15 protein-coding genes and 2 pseudogenes are annotated in these 17,635 nt (G+C 69.6%); 10 read left to right on the top strand and 7 right to left on the bottom strand.

Annotation, left to right across the window (positions count from 1 at the left end):
• Nucleotides 1–15: 15 nt before the first annotated feature.
• Nucleotides 16–162, bottom strand: a complete 147-nt coding sequence (mymT, locus tag C1737_RS17620; RefSeq protein WP_073877879.1) for a metallothionein MymT — start codon at nucleotides 160–162, stop codon at nucleotides 16–18.
• A 146-nt stretch (nucleotides 163–308) separates the two neighbouring features.
• On the opposite strand from mymT, the gene C1737_RS17615 reads away from it, so the two are divergent.
• A complete protein-coding gene (locus C1737_RS17615; RefSeq protein WP_102419035.1) occupies nucleotides 309–965 on the top strand; it encodes an O-methyltransferase in 657 nt (218 codons plus the stop codon).
• On the opposite strand, the gene C1737_RS17610 is transcribed toward C1737_RS17615, so the two are convergent.
• Nucleotides 962–1,945, bottom strand: a complete 984-nt coding sequence (locus tag C1737_RS17610) for a nitronate monooxygenase (protein ID WP_102419034.1) — start codon at nucleotides 1,943–1,945, stop codon at nucleotides 962–964. The two genes, C1737_RS17615 and C1737_RS17610, sit on opposite strands and share 4 nt — an antisense overlap.
• Nucleotides 1,946–2,104: 159 nt before the next feature.
• Here C1737_RS17610 and C1737_RS17605 point away from each other — a divergent pair, with 159 nt between their 5' ends.
• The gene (locus C1737_RS17605) at nucleotides 2,105–2,545 is read left to right on the top strand and encodes an SPW repeat protein (RefSeq protein ID WP_102419033.1); all 441 of its coding nucleotides are present in this window, start codon (nucleotides 2,105–2,107) and stop codon (nucleotides 2,543–2,545) included.
• A 34-nt stretch (nucleotides 2,546–2,579) separates the two neighbouring features.
• Here C1737_RS17605 and ilvD read toward each other — a convergent pair whose 3' ends face one another.
• Nucleotides 2,580–4,295 (bottom strand): dihydroxy-acid dehydratase, encoded by a 1,716-nt coding sequence (gene ilvD, locus C1737_RS17600; RefSeq protein ID WP_102419032.1) that lies wholly within the window; start codon nucleotides 4,293–4,295, stop codon nucleotides 2,580–2,582.
• 129 nt (nucleotides 4,296–4,424) lie between these two features.
• On the opposite strand from ilvD, the gene C1737_RS17595 reads away from it, so the two are divergent.
• The 4 genes and pseudogenes from C1737_RS17595 to C1737_RS26735 all read left to right on the top strand — a co-directional run.
• On the top strand, nucleotides 4,425–4,715 hold the full coding sequence (locus C1737_RS17595) for a metal-sensitive transcriptional regulator (protein ID WP_067925010.1): 291 nt from the start codon (nucleotides 4,425–4,427) through the stop codon (nucleotides 4,713–4,715).
• Between the two features lie 133 nt (nucleotides 4,716–4,848).
• Complete coding sequence (locus tag C1737_RS17590; protein ID WP_067925013.1) at nucleotides 4,849–6,081, top strand: MFS transporter; 1,233 nt, start codon at nucleotides 4,849–4,851, stop codon at nucleotides 6,079–6,081.
• A gap of 118 nt (nucleotides 6,082–6,199) precedes the next feature.
• Nucleotides 6,200–7,070 (top strand): annotated as a pseudogene (locus C1737_RS17585) (L,D-transpeptidase family protein).
• Nucleotides 7,061–7,357: pseudogene (locus tag C1737_RS26735) on the top strand (molybdopterin dinucleotide binding domain-containing protein); the annotation flags it as partial. The pseudogenes C1737_RS17585 and C1737_RS26735, both read left to right, overlap by 10 nt.
• Here C1737_RS26735 and C1737_RS17575 read toward each other — a convergent pair.
• The gene (locus C1737_RS17575; RefSeq protein WP_102419031.1) at nucleotides 7,341–9,326 is read right to left on the bottom strand and encodes a M13 family metallopeptidase; all 1,986 of its coding nucleotides are present in this window, start codon (nucleotides 9,324–9,326) and stop codon (nucleotides 7,341–7,343) included. The pseudogene C1737_RS26735 and the gene C1737_RS17575 overlap by 17 nt on opposite strands.
• A 41-nt stretch (nucleotides 9,327–9,367) precedes the next feature.
• Between C1737_RS17575 and C1737_RS17570 the strand changes: the two genes are divergently transcribed.
• Complete coding sequence (locus C1737_RS17570) at nucleotides 9,368–10,027, top strand: hypothetical protein (protein WP_102419030.1); 660 nt, start codon at nucleotides 9,368–9,370, stop codon at nucleotides 10,025–10,027.
• Complete coding sequence (locus tag C1737_RS17565) at nucleotides 10,024–10,707, top strand: hypothetical protein (protein WP_102419029.1); 684 nt, start codon at nucleotides 10,024–10,026, stop codon at nucleotides 10,705–10,707. The genes C1737_RS17570 and C1737_RS17565 overlap by 4 nt, the downstream gene beginning before the upstream one ends.
• Nucleotides 10,708–10,710: 3 nt before the next feature.
• Here C1737_RS17565 and C1737_RS17560 read toward each other — a convergent pair whose 3' ends face one another.
• Together C1737_RS17560 and C1737_RS17555 are read right to left on the bottom strand one after the other, a co-directional pair.
• Entirely contained in the window at nucleotides 10,711–11,232 is a 522-nt protein-coding gene (locus C1737_RS17560) for a hypothetical protein (RefSeq protein WP_067918931.1), read from the bottom strand.
• Nucleotides 11,229–14,258: an MMPL family transporter gene (locus C1737_RS17555; protein ID WP_102419028.1), complete on the bottom strand. Its 3,030-nt coding sequence runs from the start codon at nucleotides 14,256–14,258 to the stop codon at nucleotides 11,229–11,231. Before C1737_RS17555 ends, C1737_RS17560 begins: the two co-directional genes overlap by 4 nt.
• Before the next feature lie 328 nt (nucleotides 14,259–14,586).
• Between C1737_RS17555 and C1737_RS17550 the strand changes: the two genes are divergently transcribed.
• Complete coding sequence (locus tag C1737_RS17550) at nucleotides 14,587–15,120, top strand: hemophore (protein WP_102419027.1); 534 nt, start codon at nucleotides 14,587–14,589, stop codon at nucleotides 15,118–15,120.
• Here C1737_RS17550 and C1737_RS17545 read toward each other — a convergent pair.
• Nucleotides 15,117–16,286, bottom strand: coding sequence for a TIGR00374 family protein (locus C1737_RS17545; protein ID WP_068096485.1), 1,170 nt, complete (start codon nucleotides 16,284–16,286; stop codon nucleotides 15,117–15,119). The two genes, C1737_RS17550 and C1737_RS17545, sit on opposite strands and share 4 nt — an antisense overlap.
• Nucleotides 16,287–16,475: 189 nt before the next feature.
• Between C1737_RS17545 and C1737_RS17540 the strand changes: the two genes are divergently transcribed.
• Nucleotides 16,476–17,633, top strand: a complete 1,158-nt coding sequence (locus C1737_RS17540; protein WP_067918935.1) for an AI-2E family transporter — start codon at nucleotides 16,476–16,478, stop codon at nucleotides 17,631–17,633.
• The last annotated feature ends 2 nt before the right edge of the window (nucleotides 17,634–17,635 follow it).

Genomic DNA, 17,635 nt, shown 5'->3' with positions numbered 1-17,635 from the left:
CGACCGGCGCGCGGACTACTTGACCGGCGTCAGCTCGTCGCCGCAGGTGCAGCGGTACGGCTCACCCGAACCGGAGCAGTGGCAGGGCACCTCGATACGAACGCGACACCCGCAGCCCTCGTGGCCACAGGTCAGCTCCGTGCCTGCTTCGTAATTTGCCATTTCGCTCACCTTTTCCTTGTCGTGGACTTCTGCGGCTGTGATCGGCCACGCCGCCCACTTTATACCCCCCATGGGTATCTGGTAAATGGCCGTGACCGCTCCGATACCGATCGCGCCGTCGGCTCCCGCGCGGCTAGCGTTGTGGCATGACCCAGAAACCAACCCCCCAAGACGTCGACGACTTCCTCAACGACACCGTGGTCGGCGACGACCCGGCCCTGAGCGCGGCGGTACAGGCCAGCGACGCGGCCGGCCTGCCGCAGATCGCCGTGTCGGCCCAGCAGGGCAAGTTTCTGAGCCTGCTGGCCGGTGCCATCCAGGCGCAGCGCATCCTTGAGATCGGCACGCTGGGCGGCTACAGCACCATCTGGCTGGCGCGCGGCGCCGGCCCGCAGGGCCGGGTGGTGACCCTGGAATACGAGCCCAGGCACGCCGAGGTGGCCCGGGCCAACTTGGAGCGGGCGGGCCTCGCCGACCGGGTGGACGTGATCGTCGGCGCCGCACTGGACACGTTGCCGACGGTGGACGGCGGTCCCTTCGACCTGGTGTTCATCGACGCCGACAAGGAGAACTACGTCGCGTACCTGGACTGGGCGGTCCGGCTGGCCCGTCCCGGCGCACTCATCGTGGTGGACAACGTAATTCGAGAGGGCCAGATCCTCGAGCCGCAAGGCAACGCCCAGGCGGACGCGGTGCGCCAGACGTTGCAGCTGATGGGTGAGCACCCACGGCTGGACACGGCGGTGATCCAGACGGTCGGCGCCAAGCGCTGGGACGGTTTCGCGCTCGCGCTGGTGCGCTAACGCGGGCTGAGCTCGGCGACCGCCTGTGCGGCGGAGGTGAGTTCGCGGATGCGAAGCGCGGTTTCACCGGCGTACAGCGCCGAACGGTCCACCCATGCATCGGGCATGGTGGCGAGCGGCGCGAGCGGCGTGAGCAACGGCCGGGTCGGCGACTGCAGACGCATCAAGGCGCCGGCGTCGAAGTAGCCCAGCGCGGTCAGGGGGCGGCTGGCCGAGTTGATGGCCGCCGGTAAGGCCTTCGCCCAGCCGTCGTCGCGGCACCAGCGCAGCGTTGCGGCGTTGGGCACGACGCGATGACGCAGCGGCCAGCTCAGGCCGAACAGGTTGGTCTCGATCGTCTTGTCCGCGTTGGCCACTCGCCGCTGGTATTCCCGGTTGGCGTTGGCCTCGTGCGTCATGAGGAACCGCGTACCCGCGACGACCCCACCCGCGCCCGCGGCCAGGGCGGCCGCGGTGTCGGCGCCGGTGGCGATGCCGCCGGCGAGAAAGACGGGGCGGCGGCCGGCCGCCGCGAGCGCCCGCGGCAGGAACTGCAGCGCCGGCATGGTCCCGACGAGGTGGCCGCCGGCCTCGCGGCCCTGAGCGATCAAACCGTCAGCGCCCCAACCGATCGCGGCGCCCGCCTGCGCCGCGGTGCCGACCATCACGAACACGAAGATGCCGGCGTCGCGAAGGTGCGCGACGAGCCCCCGCTTTTCGCCGAACGCCAGCACGACCACGTCGACGCCGGTCTCGACACAGACCGCAACGTGCGCGCGGTGAACGAAGGGCATCAACAGGTTCACCGCGACCGCGCGGCCCCGGGCCCGCTCGCGGACCTCGTCGATGGCCGCGCGCAGCTGGCGGGGCGTGGCCAGGCCCAGGGTGCCCAGGCCGCCCGCTTCGGCGACCGCGGCCGCCAGCGCCGCACCCGCCAGCCCACCGCCCATGCCGGCCTGCGCCACCGGAACGTCAAGGCGCAGGCGGTCGGCGATGTCCATGTCTTACGACGCTACGCGGCCGGTCAATTTCCCCTCGGCGGCCGGCTCCGGACGGCGCGGATGTCATTGCTGGCGCGCACCGGCCGGGCGTAATCTTGATCGCAGATGGATGGGTGCAGCCGGCTCAAAAGGCTTGCTGCATAACAGAAAGGTCACAAAATGAGTACAGTCCATTCATCAATCGATCACCACCCGGATTTGTTGGCTCTGCGGGCGGGCTACGACCGCGCCGCCGAGTCGATGAGTGCGCACGTCACCTTCGGGCTGGCGCTGCTGACGGGCCTGTACGTGGCCGCGTCACCGTGGATGGTGGGCTTCGGCGCGACGGCATCGCTTGCCACGTCCGACCTGATCGTCGGGATCGCGGCGGCGTTCCTGGCGTACGGGTTCGCAACGGCGCTAGACCGCGCACACGGCCTGACCTGGACGATGCCGGCGCTCGGCGTGTGGGCCATCGTCTCGCCGTGGATCCTGCGGGACGTCGCGCTGACCGCCGGCACGTTGTGGTCGAACGTCGTCGCAGGTGCGTTGCTGACGGTGCTGGGCCTCAACGCCACCTACTTCGGTAGGCGCACGCGCGCGGCGGCCGCCCACGCATAATCGCCAAACCCGTTGAGCCAGGCGGCGATCGGGACTATCCGCAGACCGCGCCGATCGCCGCCGAGCTCACCAGCTTGACGTACTTGGCCAGTACGCCCGTCTTGTAGCGCGCCGGTGGAGGGGTGAAACCCGCTCGGCGGGAATCGAATTCGTCCGGATCGACCAGCACGTCGAGCACCCGGTTCGCGACGTCCAGGCGGATCGGGTCGCCGTCGCGCAGGAATGCGATCGGCCCGGCGTCGACCGCCTCGGGCGCGATGTGCCCCACGCACAGGCCGGTCGTTCCGCCGGAGAAGCGGCCGTCGGTCAGCAGCAGCACGTCCTTGCCCAGTCCGGCGCCCTTGATCGCGCCGGTGATGGCGAGCATTTCGCGCATGCCGGGCCCGCCCTTGGGGCCCTCGTAGCGGATCACCACGGCGTCGCCCTTGGTGATCGTCCCGTCCTCGAGGGCGTCCAGCGCGGCCCGCTCGCCGTCGAAAACCCTTGCCGTGCCCTCGAACACGTCAGAGTCGAAGCCGGCGGACTTGACCACCGCGCCCTCGGGTGCCAGCGACCCGCGCAGGATCGTGATGCCGCCGGTCGGGTGGATGGGATTGTCCAGCGCCCGCAGCACCTTGCCGTCGGGGTCGGGTGGGTCGATCGCGGCCAGGTTCTCGGCCACGGTCTGGCCAGTCACCGTCAGGCAGTCCCCGTGCAGCAGGCCCGCGTCCAGCAGCGCCTTCATCGCCACCGGCACACCGCCGATCTGGTCGACATGCGACATGACGTGGCGGCCGAACGGTTTGACGTCGGCCAGGTGCGGAACCTTCGACCCGATCCGGCTGAAGTCGTCGAGCGTCAGCTCGACGTCGGCCTCGTGCGCGATCGCCAGCAGGTGCAACACGGCGTTGGTCGAGCCGCCGAACGCCATCACCACCGCGATGGCGTTTTCGAACGCCTCCTTGGTCAGGATGTCGCGGGCGGTGATGCCGCGCCGCAGCAGCTCCACGACAGCCTGGCCGCTGCGCCGGGCGAACCCGTCGCGGCGGTAGTCGGTGGCCGGGGGCGCCGCGCTGCCGGGCAACGACATGCCGAGGGCCTCCGCGGCGCTGGCCATCGTGTTGGCGGTGTACATGCCGCCGCAGGCACCCTCACTGGGGCAGATCGCGCGCTCGATGGCGTCGACGTCCTCGCGGGGCATCAAGCCGCGGGCGCACGCGCCCACGGCCTCGAACGCGTCGATGATGGTGACCTCGCGCTCGGTCCCGTCGGACAACTTGGCCCGCCCCGGCAGGATGGAACCTGCGTACAGGAAGACTGCCGCCAGGTCCAGGCGCGCGGCGGCCATCAGCATGCCGGGCAGGGACTTGTCGCAGCCGGCCAGCAGCACCGAGCCGTCGAGGCGCTCGGCCTGCATCACGGTCTCGACGCTGTCCGCGATCACCTCGCGCGACACCAGCGAGAAGTGCATGCCCTCATGGCCCATCGAGATCCCGTCGGACACCGAGATGGTGCCGAACTCCAGCGGGAAGCCGCCGGCCGCGAAGACCCCCTCCTTGACCGCCTTGGCGAGCCGGTCCAGCGAGAGGTTGCACGGCGTGATCTCGTTCCACGACGACGCCACCCCGATCTGCGGCTTGGCGAAGTCCTCGTCACCCATGCCTACCGCCCGCAACATGCCGCGGGCGGCGGCCTTCTCCAGGCCGTCGGTGACGTCACGACTGCGGGGTTTGATGTCGGTGACTGCGCTCGTATCGCGTGCTGTGGCCATCGTGTAAGTATGCGTGACCTGGCCCGACGGCAAATGCGCGGGTCATACCCGGGCGGGGTATAAAGTGGTTGGGGTGACGCCGGCCCGGCACGCGCGGCGGGCGCGCATAGGGGCAGAGGTGAAGGACGGATGACGAACGCGCACGGATATTCGCAGCAGAAGGACAACTACGCCAAGCGGCTGCGGCGCATCGAGGGACAGGTGCGCGGCATCGCGCGGATGATCGAGGAAGACAAGTACTGCATCGACGTCCTCACCCAGATCAGCGCCGTCAACAGCGCGCTGCGGTCGGTCGCGTTGAATTTGCTGGACGAGCACCTGAACCACTGCGTCACCCGGGCCGTGGCCGAGGGCGGGGACGACGCCGATGAGAAGCTCGCCGAGGCCTCCGCCGCCATCGCGCGGCTGGTCCGTTCCTGATTGGTACCTAGTTGAGACCTGCGTTCCGGCCCTGACAAGGGGGGAGCCGCAGTTGCGGTCCGTACGGTAAGGCAGTGTGATCGCATTAGGCGCGACAACCCAAGAATTGGGTAGCCCGGCCGATACCGACGCCATGACTGCCGAAACGAATGCTGCCGCGCGAACGTGGACCCCACGGATCGCGGCTCAGCTCGTTGTGCTGGCCGCCGCGGCCTTCACCTATGTCACCGCCGAGATCCTGCCCGTCGGCGCTTTGCCGGCCATCGCCCGCAACCTGCACGTCAGCCTGGTCGTGGTGGGCACGCTGCTGTCCTGGTACGCCCTGGTGGCCGCCCTGACCACCATCCCGCTGGTGCGCTGGACCGCCCATCTGCCGCGCCGCCGGGTGCTGGTGGCGAGCCTGACCTGCCTGACCGTCTCGCAGCTGATCTCGGCCGTGGCGCCCACCTTCGCGGTGCTGGCCGCCGGCCGGGTGCTCTGCGCGATCACCCACGGCCTGCTGTGGTCGGTCATCGCCCCGATCGCCACCCGCTTGGTGCCGCCGAGCCACGCCGGCCGCGCGACGATGTCGATCTACGTCGGAACGAGCCTCGCCCTGGTGGTCGGAAGCCCGCTGACCGCGGCCATGAGCCTGATGTGGGGCTGGCGCGTGGCGGTGGTGTGCGTGACCGTGGCGGCCGCCGTCGTCACGGTGGCGGCCCGGGTGATGCTGCCGGAGATGGTGCTCACCGAGGACCAGCTCAAGTGTGTTGGCCCGCGGTCGCGGCACCACCGCAACCGCCGGCTGATCATCGTCAGCATCATCACCATGGTCGGCGTGACCGGCCACTTTGTCTCCTACACCTACATCGTGGAGATCATCCGGGAAGTCGTCGGTGTGCGCGGCCCGAACCTGGCGTGGGTGCTGGCCGCCTACGGCGCCGCGGGGGTGCTGGCTGTCGGCCTGGTGGCGCGGCCCCTCGACCGTCGGCCCAAGGGCGCGATCATCGGATGCATGGCCGGTTTGACGGCCGCGTTCGTCGTGCTGACCGCGCTGGCGCTGGGGGGCCGGCCCGCCGCCGTGGCGGCCCTGATCGGGACGGCCGCGATCGTGCTCTGGGGAGCGATGGCCACCGCGGTCTCGCCGATGATGCAGTCCGCGGCGATGCGCAGCGGGGCCGACGATCCCGACGGGGCGTCGGGGCTGTACGTGACGGCGTTCCAGGTGGGCATCATGGCGGGCGCGCTGGCGGGCGGCCTGCTCTATGAACGCAACGTCGTCCTCATGCTGGCCGCGTCGGCCGGCTTGATGGCGTTGGCGCTGGTCGGCACGGCGGCCAACCGTCACGCGTTCGACGTTGCGCCGACAAGCTCACGCGATTCATAGCTGGGCAGTTCAACGGCGCAAATGCCGGTGCAACCGGCCGCCGCGCGGCGTCGAATTTGTTAGCTGGCGTGCCCCCTGTGCCACACTGTGTCAGGAACTCGAGCGTGGAGGGATGCATATGTCGGGCTGGACGCGAGGGAGGCTTTCGGCCGCCCTGACCGCAGCCGGATTGGCTTCTGTGACGGGGCTGGCGCTGGTGTTGAGCGCGGCTTCGGCGGTGGGCGCAGCCGGCGGCGGCCTCGGCCGACGGGCAGAACCCCACCCCGTTCACCGGCACGGCGCCGTTCGGGCCGCCCTCTTTCGTGCCCAAGGGCGGCTCGACCGTGGGGGTGGGCCAGCCGATCATCATCAACTTCCCCGGACCCGTGGACGACGCCGGCGCCGCGATCGCCGCCGTGCACGTCTCGTCGGTCCCGCCGGTCCCGGGCAAGTTCTACTGGATGACGCCGACCCAGCTGCGCTGGCGCCCAATCAATTTCTGGCCCGCGCACACCGCGGTGACCGTCGACGCCGGCGGCACCGTGACCAACTTCCAGACCGGCGACACGCTGATCGCCACGGCCGACGACTCCACCCACCAGTTGACCATCACCCGTAACGGCACCGTGGAGAAGACCTTCCCGATGTCGATGGGGATGACGTCCGGTAACCACCAGACCCCCAACGGCACCTACTACGTGCAGGACAAGAAGGCGTCGGTGGTGATGGACTCCTCGACCTATGGGGTTCCGGTCAACTCGACCTACGGCTACAAGGTGACGGTGGAGGACGCGGTCCGCTTCGACAACGTCGGCGACTACGTGCACAGCGCGCCCTGGTCGGTGGACGATCAGGGCAAGCGCGACGTCAGCCACGGCTGCATCAACATCAGCCCCGCCAACGCCAAGTGGTTCTTCGACAACTTCGGTCCGGGCGACCCGATCGTCGTAAAGAACTCCAGCGGCGGCAACTACAAGAAGAACGACGGCTCCGCCGACTGGATGAACTAGCCCTGGGACTCGTCGAGGGATGCCGGGCCCGCATCAGCACCGCGGCCGGAAGCGCCGAGGCCACCGTCGAGATCACCGAGACCATGCTGGCCGGACATGCAGCCCTGCCCAACTGGGTTTGGGCTCGACTATGTCGACGGCGACGGGCATACCCTGGTTGCGGGCGTCGCCCCCAACGCGCTCACCTCGACCCAATGGGGCGTGACCCTTACGCGGGCACGCCGTGGCACAAGCACGTGCCCGCCAGGATCGAGCCGGTGGACGTAGCCGTCAGTTCCAGATCCTGACCCGGCGCTGCGGTTCGAGGAACAAGGCGTCGTCCTCGGACACCTCGAAGGCGTCGTAGAAGGCGTCCATGTTGCGGATGACGCCGTTGCAGCGGAACTCGGGCGGGGAATGGGGATCGGTGGCCAATCGCCGGATCGCCTCCGCCTGACGGGATTTGGTGCGCCACACCTGGGCCCAGCCGTAGAACACGCGCTGCACGCCGGTGAGGCCGTCGATGACGGGTGCGGGCCGGCCGTTGAGCGACAGCTGGTAGGCCAGCAGGGCGATCGACAACCCGCCCAGGTCGCCGATGTTCTCCCCGACGGTGAACGCGCCGTTCACGTGGTGGCCCTCGCCCAACGCGCGGGGGTTGTATGCGTCGTACTGCTCGATGAGAGCCTTGGTGCGGGCGCCGAATTCGGTGCGGTCGGCGTCGGTCCACCAGTCCACCAGGTTGCCATCGCCGTCGTACTTGGCACCCTGGTCGTCGAAGCCGTGCCCGATCTCGTGCCCGATCACCGCGCCGATCCCGCCATAGTTGGCGGCGTCGTCGGCCTCGGGGTCGAAGAACGGCGGCTGCAGAATGGCTGCGGGAAAGACGATTTCGTTCATCCCGGGGTTGTAGTAGGCGTTGACCGTCTGGGGCGTCATGAACCATTCGTCCTTGTCGACCGGCCCGCCCAGCTTGGCCAGCTCGCGGTCGTGGTTGACGGCGTAGCCGCGCTGGAAGTTGCCGTAGAGGTCGTCGCGGTCGATCTCCAGCTTGGAGTAGTCACGCCACTTCGCCGGGTAGCCGACTTTGGCGACGAACTTGTCCAGCTTGGCCAGCGCCCGTTCCCGGGTCTGCGGCGTCATCCACTCCAGCTCGTTGATGGACTGGCGGTACGCGGCCTTCAGGTTGTCGACCAGCGCGTCGATGCGGGCCTTGGCGTCCGGCGGGAAATACCGCTGCACGTAGAGCTTTCCCACCGCGTCGCCCATCAGGCTCTCCACCAGCGACACCGCCCGCTTCCAGCGTTCCCGGATCTGCTCGGCCCCGGTGAGCAGGCGGCCGTAGAAGTCGAAGTCCGCCGCGACCAGCTCGTCGGTCAGCCAGGCAGCGCGGGCGCGGATCAACCGCCACCGGGCCCAATCCTTCCAATCCGCCAGGTCGCCGCCGACCCACAGGGTGGCAAACGCGGTGAGGTAATCGGGTTGGCGCACAACGACTTCCGCCAACTCCTGCGGTGTGCCGCCCAACGCGTTCACCCAGCCGCCCCAGTCGAAGCCCTTGCCCTCGGCCTGCAGATCCGCGAAGGTCCGCAGGTTGTAGCTGAGGTCGGCGTCGCGGCGCTTGACCACATCCCAGTGCGCGGCCGCCAGCTTGCCCTCCAGCGCGACGATGCGGGCCGCGGTTTCGGCGTGCGCTTCGGACGGGCCGCCGTACACCAGCCCGAACATCCGAGCAATGTGGCCGGGGTAGGCCGCGAGCACCTCGGCGTGCTGTTCATCGCGGAAGTAGGACTCGTCGGGCAACCCGATGCCGGACTGGGTGAAGTGCACCAGATACCGGGCCGAGTTCTTGGCGTCGGTGTCGATGTAGAGCGCGACGCCACCGCCCACCCCGGTGCGCTGCAGCGCACCCATCGCCGCGGCCAAGGCGTCCGTGTCGGCGGCCGCGTCGATGGTGGCCAGCTCGTCGAGCAGGGGCCGCAGGCCGCGGCGCTCGATGGCGGCCTCGTCCAGGAAGCTGGCGTACAGGTCGCCGATGCGTTGCTCGTCGCTGCCCCGCGCGGCGCCCGTCTCGCTGGCCTCGATGATCAGGTCGCGCACCTGCTCTTCGGCGCGGTCGAACAGGTGGCGAAACGCGCCGTCGGTCGCCCGGTCCGCCGGGATGTCGTATTCGGCCAGCCAGCGGCCGTTGACATGGCCGAACAGGTCGTCTTGGGGGCGGGTCTCGGCGTCGACGTGGCTCAGGTCGATGCCCGAGCGAATGGCCTCTACAGTCACCCCGCCATCCTTCCATCTTTGTCGGATGCAACGATCGGGCCATGTCCGACGGCCAGCCCACCGAGCCAACGACCCCGGAAGAGGCGGAAGTCGCCGGCCCCGACGACGCCCTCGACGAGGACTCCGACGAGCCCGACACCGCGGGCGGCCCGATGTTCTCCCCCTACGGCATCGCGTCGGCCGTGCTGGGTGCGCTGTCGGTGGCGGCGATCGTCTTCGGGTTCTTCCTGTGGTCGGGGCACCGCGACGACACCGCCGAACGCCGTTACCTCACCCGCGTCATGCAGACCGCCGCGGACTGGACGGGTGTGCTGATCAACATGAACAGCGGCAACGTCGACAGCAGCCTGCAGCGACTGCACGACGGGACGGTTGGCGAACTCAACACCGACTTCGACGCCGCCATGCAGCCGTACCGCCAGGTGGTGGGGAAGCTGCAGTCCAAGAGCGTCGGCCGGATCGATGCGGTGGCCGTCGAGACCGTCCACCGCGACCTGGACACCCAGCCCGGTGTAGCGAGGCCCGTGGTGACGACCAAGTTGCCGCCGTTCGCGAGCCGGATGGACTCGGTGCTGCTGGTCGCGACGTCGGTCAGCGAGAACGCCGGCGCCAAACCGCAGACGGTGCACTGGAATCTGCGGCTCGACGTGTGCAACGTGGACGGCAAGCTGATGATCTCGGGTCTGGAGTCGATCCGATGAGAAACATCTGGCGCCTCGTCGCGTTCGACATCCTGGCCCCGCTGGCCGCTATCGCGGCATTGCTGGCGATCGGGCTGGTGCTCGGCTGGCCGCTGTGGTGGGTGTCGGTGTGCTCGGTGCTGGTGCTGCTGATCGTCGAGGGCGTCGGTGTCAATTTCTGGCTGCTGCGCCGCGATTCGGTCAGCGTCGGAACCGACGACGACGCGCCGGGCCTGCGGCTGGCCGTCGTCTTCCTGTGCACGGCGGCGCTGGTGGCCGCGGTGGTCACCGGATACACCCACTGGACGCGGTCGGACCGGCAATTCAAGGACGACTCCCGCGACGTGGTTCGCGTTGCCACGGGGATGGCGGAGGCGATGGCGTCCTTCACCCCGGGAGCACCGGACAGCTCCATCGACCGGGCGACGGCGCTGATCGTCCCGGAGCACGCCGCCGCCTTCAAGGAGCAGTACGCGAAGTCCAGCGCCGAGCTGGCCCAGCACAACGTCACCGCGGAGGCCAACACCCTGTCGGCCGGGGTCGAGGCCCTGGGGCCGTCGGCGGCCAGCGTGGCGGTGATCCTGCGGGTCACCCAGAACACGCCGGGGCAACCGCCCAGCCAGTCGGCGCCGGCGCTGCGCGTGGCGCTGACCAAGCACAACGACGCTTGGCTGGTGGCGGACGTGCTGCCGATCAGGTGACGATCAGTTGGACTCGGCCGAACGCGCCGACTTCACCTTGACGAACCGGTCCGACAGTCGCCGCATCCGGATCATCAACGCGGCCGACGGGCTGGTGCTGCCGTCCAGATAGGCGGTGAGCTCCTCGGCGGCCACCCCGATGCGGGAGGCGAACTCCCGCTCCGCCAGGCCCGATCGGTCGATCAGCAGGCGCACGTGGCGGGCCACCTCGGCGCGTTCGTTGGCCTCCAGGTGGGTGCGGGCCCGTTCCAGCACCTCCCACAGCGCCTTGGAGATGCCGTAGGGCCGGGTGCCCTCGAGCACCTCTTCGACCTGGCGCGCGGTCCGGCCGTACGGATCGCGCTTCAACGCGGCGGCGATGCGCTTCCAGGTGGCGATGTCGCCGCCCTGCAGCGCGGCGCGAATGGCGGAGGTCGGCCAGAATTCCACCGGCTGGTCGAGGTCCTGGTTGGGCGCGGCGTCGCGACCACGCGGATCGGTTGCCCGCTGCGGCGGCGCGGGGCGTCGGTCAGGTGCCAACGTCACCTCGCCTCCTCCAGCATCGCCACGGCCACCGACAGGCAGCGCTGCCTGATCTCCTCCCAGTCCGAGTGGGCGTCGGCGTCGGACCCCTGCTCGTCGTTGAAATCCCAGGGATCGGGATCAGCGAGTCGACGCACCAACTGGCTGGCGATCCACTGCCGCCTGGGCGACTGACAACAGTAGTACCTGTCCATTCCGGACAGCACCACAGCGGCGGTCTCGGGCTCCAACGTTTCAACCATATCGGCAAAGTCGGCGTAATCGCGGCGGCTGTTACGGCACATGATGAGGTAGCCCTTGAGGCGCAGCGTCTCGGCGCCGGTCGGGACCAGCAACCGGTCTCCCGTGGGCAGCTGCACGTGGGTGGTCTCCACCGGGCTCAGCCGCTCGTACACCGGCCGGTCCGCGGCGTCGGTGTCGCTCTCCAGCGCGTCGATGGCGACCGAGAGCCGGCCCCGCCACAACGTGACCGGGTGGACGGGACGGTCCGTCCCGACGATCGCCTTGGCGATGCCGTTGCGTGACGTCAGCCCGGCGGCCCGCTTCTTGGCGCCCGAGGCGCCGTTGGTGTGGCCGTTGGTCTTCCGGTCGCCGGCGCCCGCCTTCTCGTCCTCGATGTTGACCTGATGCGGAATCTCGCCGGGATCGCGGCCCCGGTCCTGGTCGGGCGACTGCAGCAGGGTGCCCTGCCGCTGGCTGCCGTTGCGGCCGCAGCCGGTGAAGGCCAGCGGGTCGGTCACGCAGATGGCGTCGGGCGCGAGGTGCTTGAGCTTGGCCGCCGACTTGATCACCATCCGCAGGTCGGCGTTGGGCGCCGTCAGCGCCGATATGTCGTCGGGGATGACGACCACGTCGGCCAGGTCGACCGCGGGCAACGGCCGGTCGAAGTCGACCGACGGCAGGACCCGGGACAGCCACGGCGGCAGCCACCAGTTCCACTGGGCGAACATCGCCATCAGCGCCGGCACCAGCACCAGCCGCACCACGGTGGCGTCCACCGCGATCGCCACCGCACACGCCACGCCGATCTCGGCGACCAGCGGCATGCCGGCGAAGGCGAAGCCGACGAAGACGGCGATCATGATCAGGGCCGCGCTGGTGATGGTGCGGGCGCTGGTGCTCACGCCGTAGGCCACCGCGTCGCGGGTGTTGCCGGAGTGCAGGAAGCGTTCCCGGATGCGGGTCAGCAGGAAGATCTCGTAGTCCATCGACAACCCGAACGTCATCGCCAGCACCAGCGGCGGGACTGTGCTGTCGATCGAGCTGATCTGGGCGAAGCCGAGATCCTTCAGCCAGCCCCACTGGAACACCATCACCAGGCTGCCGTACGCGGCCGCGACCGACAGCAAGGTCATCAGGACGCCCTTCAGCGCCAAGAACACCGAGTGGACCGAGACCAGCAACATCACGAACGCGATGAGCGCGACGATCGCCAGTACCAGCGGCTCGGTCTTGGACACCTGGTCGTCGAAGTCCTTGATCAGCGCGGTCGGGCCGCCGACGTCGACTCGCGCCGTCCCGCGGTCGGGCACCTTGGGCAGCTGCGCGCGCATCCAGCCGACGGTCTCGCGGGCGCGCATGTCCTCCGGGTCGACCGACAACACCGCCGACAGCAGGGCGCTGCCGTTGTCTTCGGCGAATTGCGGCGGCGCCACCGAGACGATGTTGGGCGCCTGCGCCATTCGTTGCCGGATCGCGACGATGGTCTGGCCGTGTTCGGGGGAGGCGGCGCCGCCGTCCGGGAAGGTCACCAGCACCCGGATCGGGCCCAGCGCGCCGGGGCCCAGTGCCTCGGCCGCGGCGCCCACTCCGGCACGGATCTCGTGCGCCGAGTCGAACTGGCGCAGCAGGCTGTTGCCCAGCACCATCGAGGACGCCGGCGCGGCCATGACCAGCAGCACCAGCGCCGCCGCCAGCGCCGAGATCCACGGCCGCCGCATCACCCAGCCGATCCAGCGGTTCCAGAACCGGGACTGGCCGCCCTCGGGCCCCCGCGACCAGTGCAGCAAGGCCGACCTCTTGGCGGCCGACCGGCCGAACGTCGCCAGCGCGGCCGGGGTCAACGTGGTCGACGTCAGCATCGCGACGGCGACAGCCAGAATCGCTCCGGTCGCCATGGATTTCAGCGCCGGGGTATTGATCACGTAGATCCCGGTGAGCGAGGCGACGACGGTCGCCCCGGACAGCACCACCGCCAGCCCCGAGGTGGCCATGGCGGCGTCGACGGCTTCCCGCGGCTCGCGGCCGGAGCGCAGCTCCTCACGGAACCGCATCAGAATGAACAGCGAATAGTCGACCGCGAGCGCGATCCCGAACATGGACACCGTCGACGTCACGAACACCGACATGGTCGTGTAGGCCGACAGCAGATAGACCAGGCCCATGGTGACCACGACCGTGCAGACGCCCAAGGCGAGGGGGATCGCCGCGGCGGCCAGCGAGCCGAACACGGCCAGCAGGACGATCAGGATCACCGGCAGGTTCCACCGCTCGGCCGCGGCGATGTCGTGCTTGGTGTTCTGCGCCGCCGCGGCGCTCAGCGCGCCCTGCCCGATCACGTACAACCGCACCCGGCCGTTCGCGGTCTGGCCGGCCTGATCACCCTTGACGCCGACCTTGGTGCGCAGCTGCTTGGCCACGTCGCTGGTGTTCCGCGAATCCAGCCGCAGGGACAGCACGTACGGTCGGTCCGGCTGCGGGGGCCGCTGGGCGGGGTTGGGCACCTCCGAGACGCCGGGTAGCTCGGCGGCGGTCCGCCGCAGCAGTGCGACCGCATCGTTGATGTCGGAATAGCTGGCGTCCGGGCGGGGGGCTGCGACTAACGCCAGCGAGGATGAGCCCTGATCGTGGTAGAGCTCCTCGAGCTGGTCGTGCACGAGCAGCGACTGCGAACCGGCCACGTCAAAACCGCCGCCGGTCAGGTTCCCCGACTGCGTCAGGGCCAGATAGACCGCCGGAACCAAAGCCAGCAACCAGCCGCCGAAGACCAACCAGCGGTACTTACGCAGGCTGCGGCTGAGGCGCATCATTAACTGCTGGATTTCTCCACTCCCCGTGTGTCGCTTACGCGTGCTGGCGAGGATACCGCAGCGGCCTGTGGATCATGTGTGCTTTCTGGCAGCTGAGCTGCAACGACGGGCTTGTTGCCAAGACGCTGCCAAGTAGTTGTGAACCGGTTACCGGGCGGGATTTTCCTCACACGTGCTCACGCGGGCTGGCAGGGGCGCCGACGGCGATGGCAGGATGTCGGATGGCCCGCGGGGCCCTGGGAACTCCGCGATCGTTGAGGCCGTCTATTGCAGCCGTTTGCGAGGCGCCGGTGCTGCGCGCGACGTCGCAAACCGTGAAGGAGTTTCCATGACGAGAGGCACCGCGACCGGGCGCCGCAGAATCTTCGCCGGCCTGATCGCCGCCACCCTGCCGGGTGCCGCGCTGGCGGTCCTGGCGGGTCCACCGGCGACCGGCGCCGGCGACCCGTGCGCGGCCAGCGAAGTCGCTCGGACGATCGGTTCGGTGTCCAAGTCGATGGGCGACTACCTGGACTCGCACCCGGAGACCAACCAGACGATGACCTCGATGCTGCAGCAGCAGGCGGGACCGCAGTCGATGACCGGTTTGAAGTCCTACTTCGAGGCCAACCCCAAGGTTGCCGGCGACATGACGTCGATCGCCCAGCCGCTGACCAACCTGTCACTGCAGTGCAAGCTGCCGATCTCGCCGCCCCAGGCGATGGGCATGATGCAGCAGGCGCGGGGCGCGGCCGGTGGCCTGCCCGCCCTGCCGGGCAACGCGGCGGGGGCGCTGCCGCTGGCCGGCCCGCCGGCCGCCACGGGTCCCGCCGCACCCGCCAGCCCGCTGTCGGGTCCGCCGCGCGGCAACACCGCCGGCTAGCTTTCGGTTTCCGCGGTCCGGTCGGGCGGCAACGGGCCCTGCAGGGCGGTCTCCGTCGGATCGCCGGCGGGCCGGCCCTGAGGCGCCGTCGGTTCGGCCGCCGGCGCGGCCTCCTCGTCATCCGGGACGGCGACGTTCTCGGTGCGGAACACGAAGAAGAACACCACCCAGCCGATGGCGGACATGAGCAACCAGCTGATCAGCCGGTAGATCAACATGGCCGAGATCGCGTTGGGCAACGACATGCCGCTGGACACCAGCCCGGGCACCAGCACCGCCTCCACCACCAACAGCCCGCCCGGCATCAGCGGTATCGTGCCGACGGCGCGGGCGGCCGCGTAGGCCACCGTGAGCCCGGCGACCGACGCGTGATCCCCGGCGGCGTACGCCGCGAAGCCGAGGCAGGCCACGTCGGCGACCCAGTTGAACATCGACCAGCCGAACGCCACCCCCAGGTCGCGCCGGCCCAGGCTCACCGATTCGAGCTGCATCAGCGTCTGGCGCCACCTGTCCAGACCGGCGTCGGCGGGCCGGCCCCGGACGGAGTTGACCCAGGACAACACCCGGCAGCCGATGCCGTCGATGAGCTCCGGCCGCGATGCGACCGCCTGGGCGAGGATCAGCAACGCGACGAAGCCGCCCAGGGTGAACAGCAACGAGAACGGGTTGTTCTTCGCGCCGAGGAAGAACGCCCCGCCCAGCCCCAGTAGCGCCAGTCCCACGGCCTGCAGGACGCCGCCCATCACCAGCTGCCACGACGCCACCACCGTCGAAGCGCCCCAAAGCCGTTGCTGCCGAAGCAAAAACGTCGCCGACAGCACCGGCCCCCCGGGCAGCGTGGTGCTCAGTGAGTTGGCGGCATAGATGGCGGCCTCGGACCGCAATTGCTTGACGTGCACGCCGGCCGATCGGAGCAACGTGCGCTGGATTTGCGCGAAGCTGTGCATCGACGCGGCCGACGCCACCACCGACGCCAGCAGCCACCACCAGTTCGCCTCGTACAGGCTCATCCAGGCCTTGGCCAGCTGATGCCAGCCCAGCGCGACCTCAACGGCAAGCACGATCGCGACGATGCCGAGGATCACCCATCGGACCCACCAGTACTTCCCGCGCGGGGCCTCTTCGCGCGGGAAGTCGAGATTGCGGGCGGGTGCGTCGTGCGACACGTGATTTAGGGTAACGGTGCAGGTGGCGCGGGGATCGCCGCGCGCCTCCGACCGTGTCTTGGAAGTTCCGGGGTCGTAACCGGATCGTGCCGAGTCGTAACCGGATCGTGCCGACCCGCACCCGCCCGCCCGGTGTCGGGGCGGGTCTTCGCAGGTTTGGCGGTGCCTCCCGCCGGATAGGCTCACCCAATGCCGGCAAACACCGACGACGCTTCGGTCGAACCCCTTGTCCGTAAGACCGCAGCCTGGGCCTGGCGTTTGCTGATCATCCTCGCCGCGCTGATCGCGCTGCTGTGGGTGGTGAAGAGGCTCGAGGTCATCGTCGTCCCGGTGCTGGTGGCGCTGCTGCTCAGCGCGCTGCTGCTGCCGGTGGTGGACTGGCTCGACCGGCGCGGCCTGCCCCGCGGTGGGGCGGTGACGTTGGTGCTGCTGGGCGGGTTCGGGATCCTGGGCGGCATCCTCGCGTTCGTCGTCATCCAGTTCATCGACGGCGTGCCGGGCCTGACCGAACAGGTAACCCGCAGCATCGAGTCCACCCGGCGGTGGCTCATCCACGGCCCGGCCCACCTGCGCAGCGAACAGATCGACAACGCCGGAAACGCCGCCATCGAGGCGCTGCGCAACAACCAGGCGAAGCTGGAAAGCGGCGCCTTGTCCACCGCGGCCACCATCACCGAGTTGGTCACCGCGGCGGTGCTGGTGCTGTTCACGCTGATCTTCTTCCTCTACGGCGGCCGCAACATCTGGGCCTACGTGTCCAAGATTTTCCCGGCCGACGTCCGCGACCGGGTGAGCGAGGCGGGCCGCGCCGGCTACGGGTCGCTGACCGGCTACGTGCGCGCGACGTTCCTGGTGGCCCTGACCGATGCGGCCGGCGTCGGGACGGGCCTGGCGATCATGGGCATCCCGTTGGCGCTGCCGCTGGCCTCGCTGGTGTTCCTGGGCGCGTTCATCCCGCTCGTCGGTGCCCTGATCTCGGGCCTGGTGGCGGTGGTGGTCGCCCTGCTGGCCAAGGGCATCGTGTACGCGCTGATCACGCTCGGCCTGCTGATCGCGGTGAACCAACTCGAGGCCCACGTGCTGCAGCCGCTGGTGATGGGCCGCGCGGTGTCGATCCACCCCCTCGGGGTGGTGCTGGCGATCTCCACCGGCGGCGTGCTCGGCGGAATAGTCGGCGCGCTGCTGGCCGTGCCTACGGTCGCCTTCCTCAACAACGCCATGCAGGTGCTGCTCGCCCCGGATCCGGCCGCCGAGGCCGAGAAGCAGACCGAGGAGGCCGGATCCGGCGGCGCGATCCTGCAGGCGGAACCAGACGAGCCCGAGGCGAAGTCGGGCTCGGGCCGCTAGCC

The organism is Mycobacterium sp. 4858 (assembly GCF_900240975.1).
Lineage (GTDB): Bacteria > Actinomycetota > Actinomycetes > Mycobacteriales > Mycobacteriaceae > Mycobacterium.
Note: the sequence above shows the minus strand (reverse complement) of the source record. Positions and strands in the feature narration are given on the sequence as shown.

What these genes read in the sequence shown, in the direction of transcription:
- C1737_RS17595 (WP_067925010.1), top strand. Translation starts at nt 4,425, where the DNA reads ATGACGAACGCGCACGGATATTCGCAGCAGAAGGACAACTACGCCAAG.
- C1737_RS17570 (WP_102419030.1), top strand. Translation starts at nt 9,368, where the DNA reads ATGTCCGACGGCCAGCCCACCGAGCCAACGACCCCGGAAGAGGCGGAA.
- C1737_RS17555 (WP_102419028.1), bottom strand. Translation starts at nt 14,258, where the DNA reads ATGATGCGCCTCAGCCGCAGCCTGCGTAAGTACCGCTGGTTGGTCTTC.
- C1737_RS17590 (WP_067925013.1), top strand. Translation starts at nt 4,849, where the DNA reads ATGACTGCCGAAACGAATGCTGCCGCGCGAACGTGGACCCCACGGATC.
- C1737_RS17610 (WP_102419034.1), bottom strand. Translation starts at nt 1,945, where the DNA reads ATGGACATCGCCGACCGCCTGCGCCTTGACGTTCCGGTGGCGCAGGCC.
- mymT (WP_073877879.1), bottom strand. Translation starts at nt 162, where the DNA reads ATGGCAAATTACGAAGCAGGCACGGAGCTGACCTGTGGCCACGAGGGC.
- C1737_RS17540 (WP_067918935.1), top strand. Translation starts at nt 16,476, where the DNA reads ATGCCGGCAAACACCGACGACGCTTCGGTCGAACCCCTTGTCCGTAAG.
- C1737_RS17565 (WP_102419029.1), top strand. Translation starts at nt 10,024, where the DNA reads ATGAGAAACATCTGGCGCCTCGTCGCGTTCGACATCCTGGCCCCGCTG.
- C1737_RS17605 (WP_102419033.1), top strand. Translation starts at nt 2,105, where the DNA reads ATGAGTACAGTCCATTCATCAATCGATCACCACCCGGATTTGTTGGCT.
- C1737_RS17615 (WP_102419035.1), top strand. Translation starts at nt 309, where the DNA reads ATGACCCAGAAACCAACCCCCCAAGACGTCGACGACTTCCTCAACGAC.
- ilvD (WP_102419032.1), bottom strand. Translation starts at nt 4,295, where the DNA reads ATGGCCACAGCACGCGATACGAGCGCAGTCACCGACATCAAACCCCGC.
- C1737_RS17550 (WP_102419027.1), top strand. Translation starts at nt 14,587, where the DNA reads ATGACGAGAGGCACCGCGACCGGGCGCCGCAGAATCTTCGCCGGCCTG.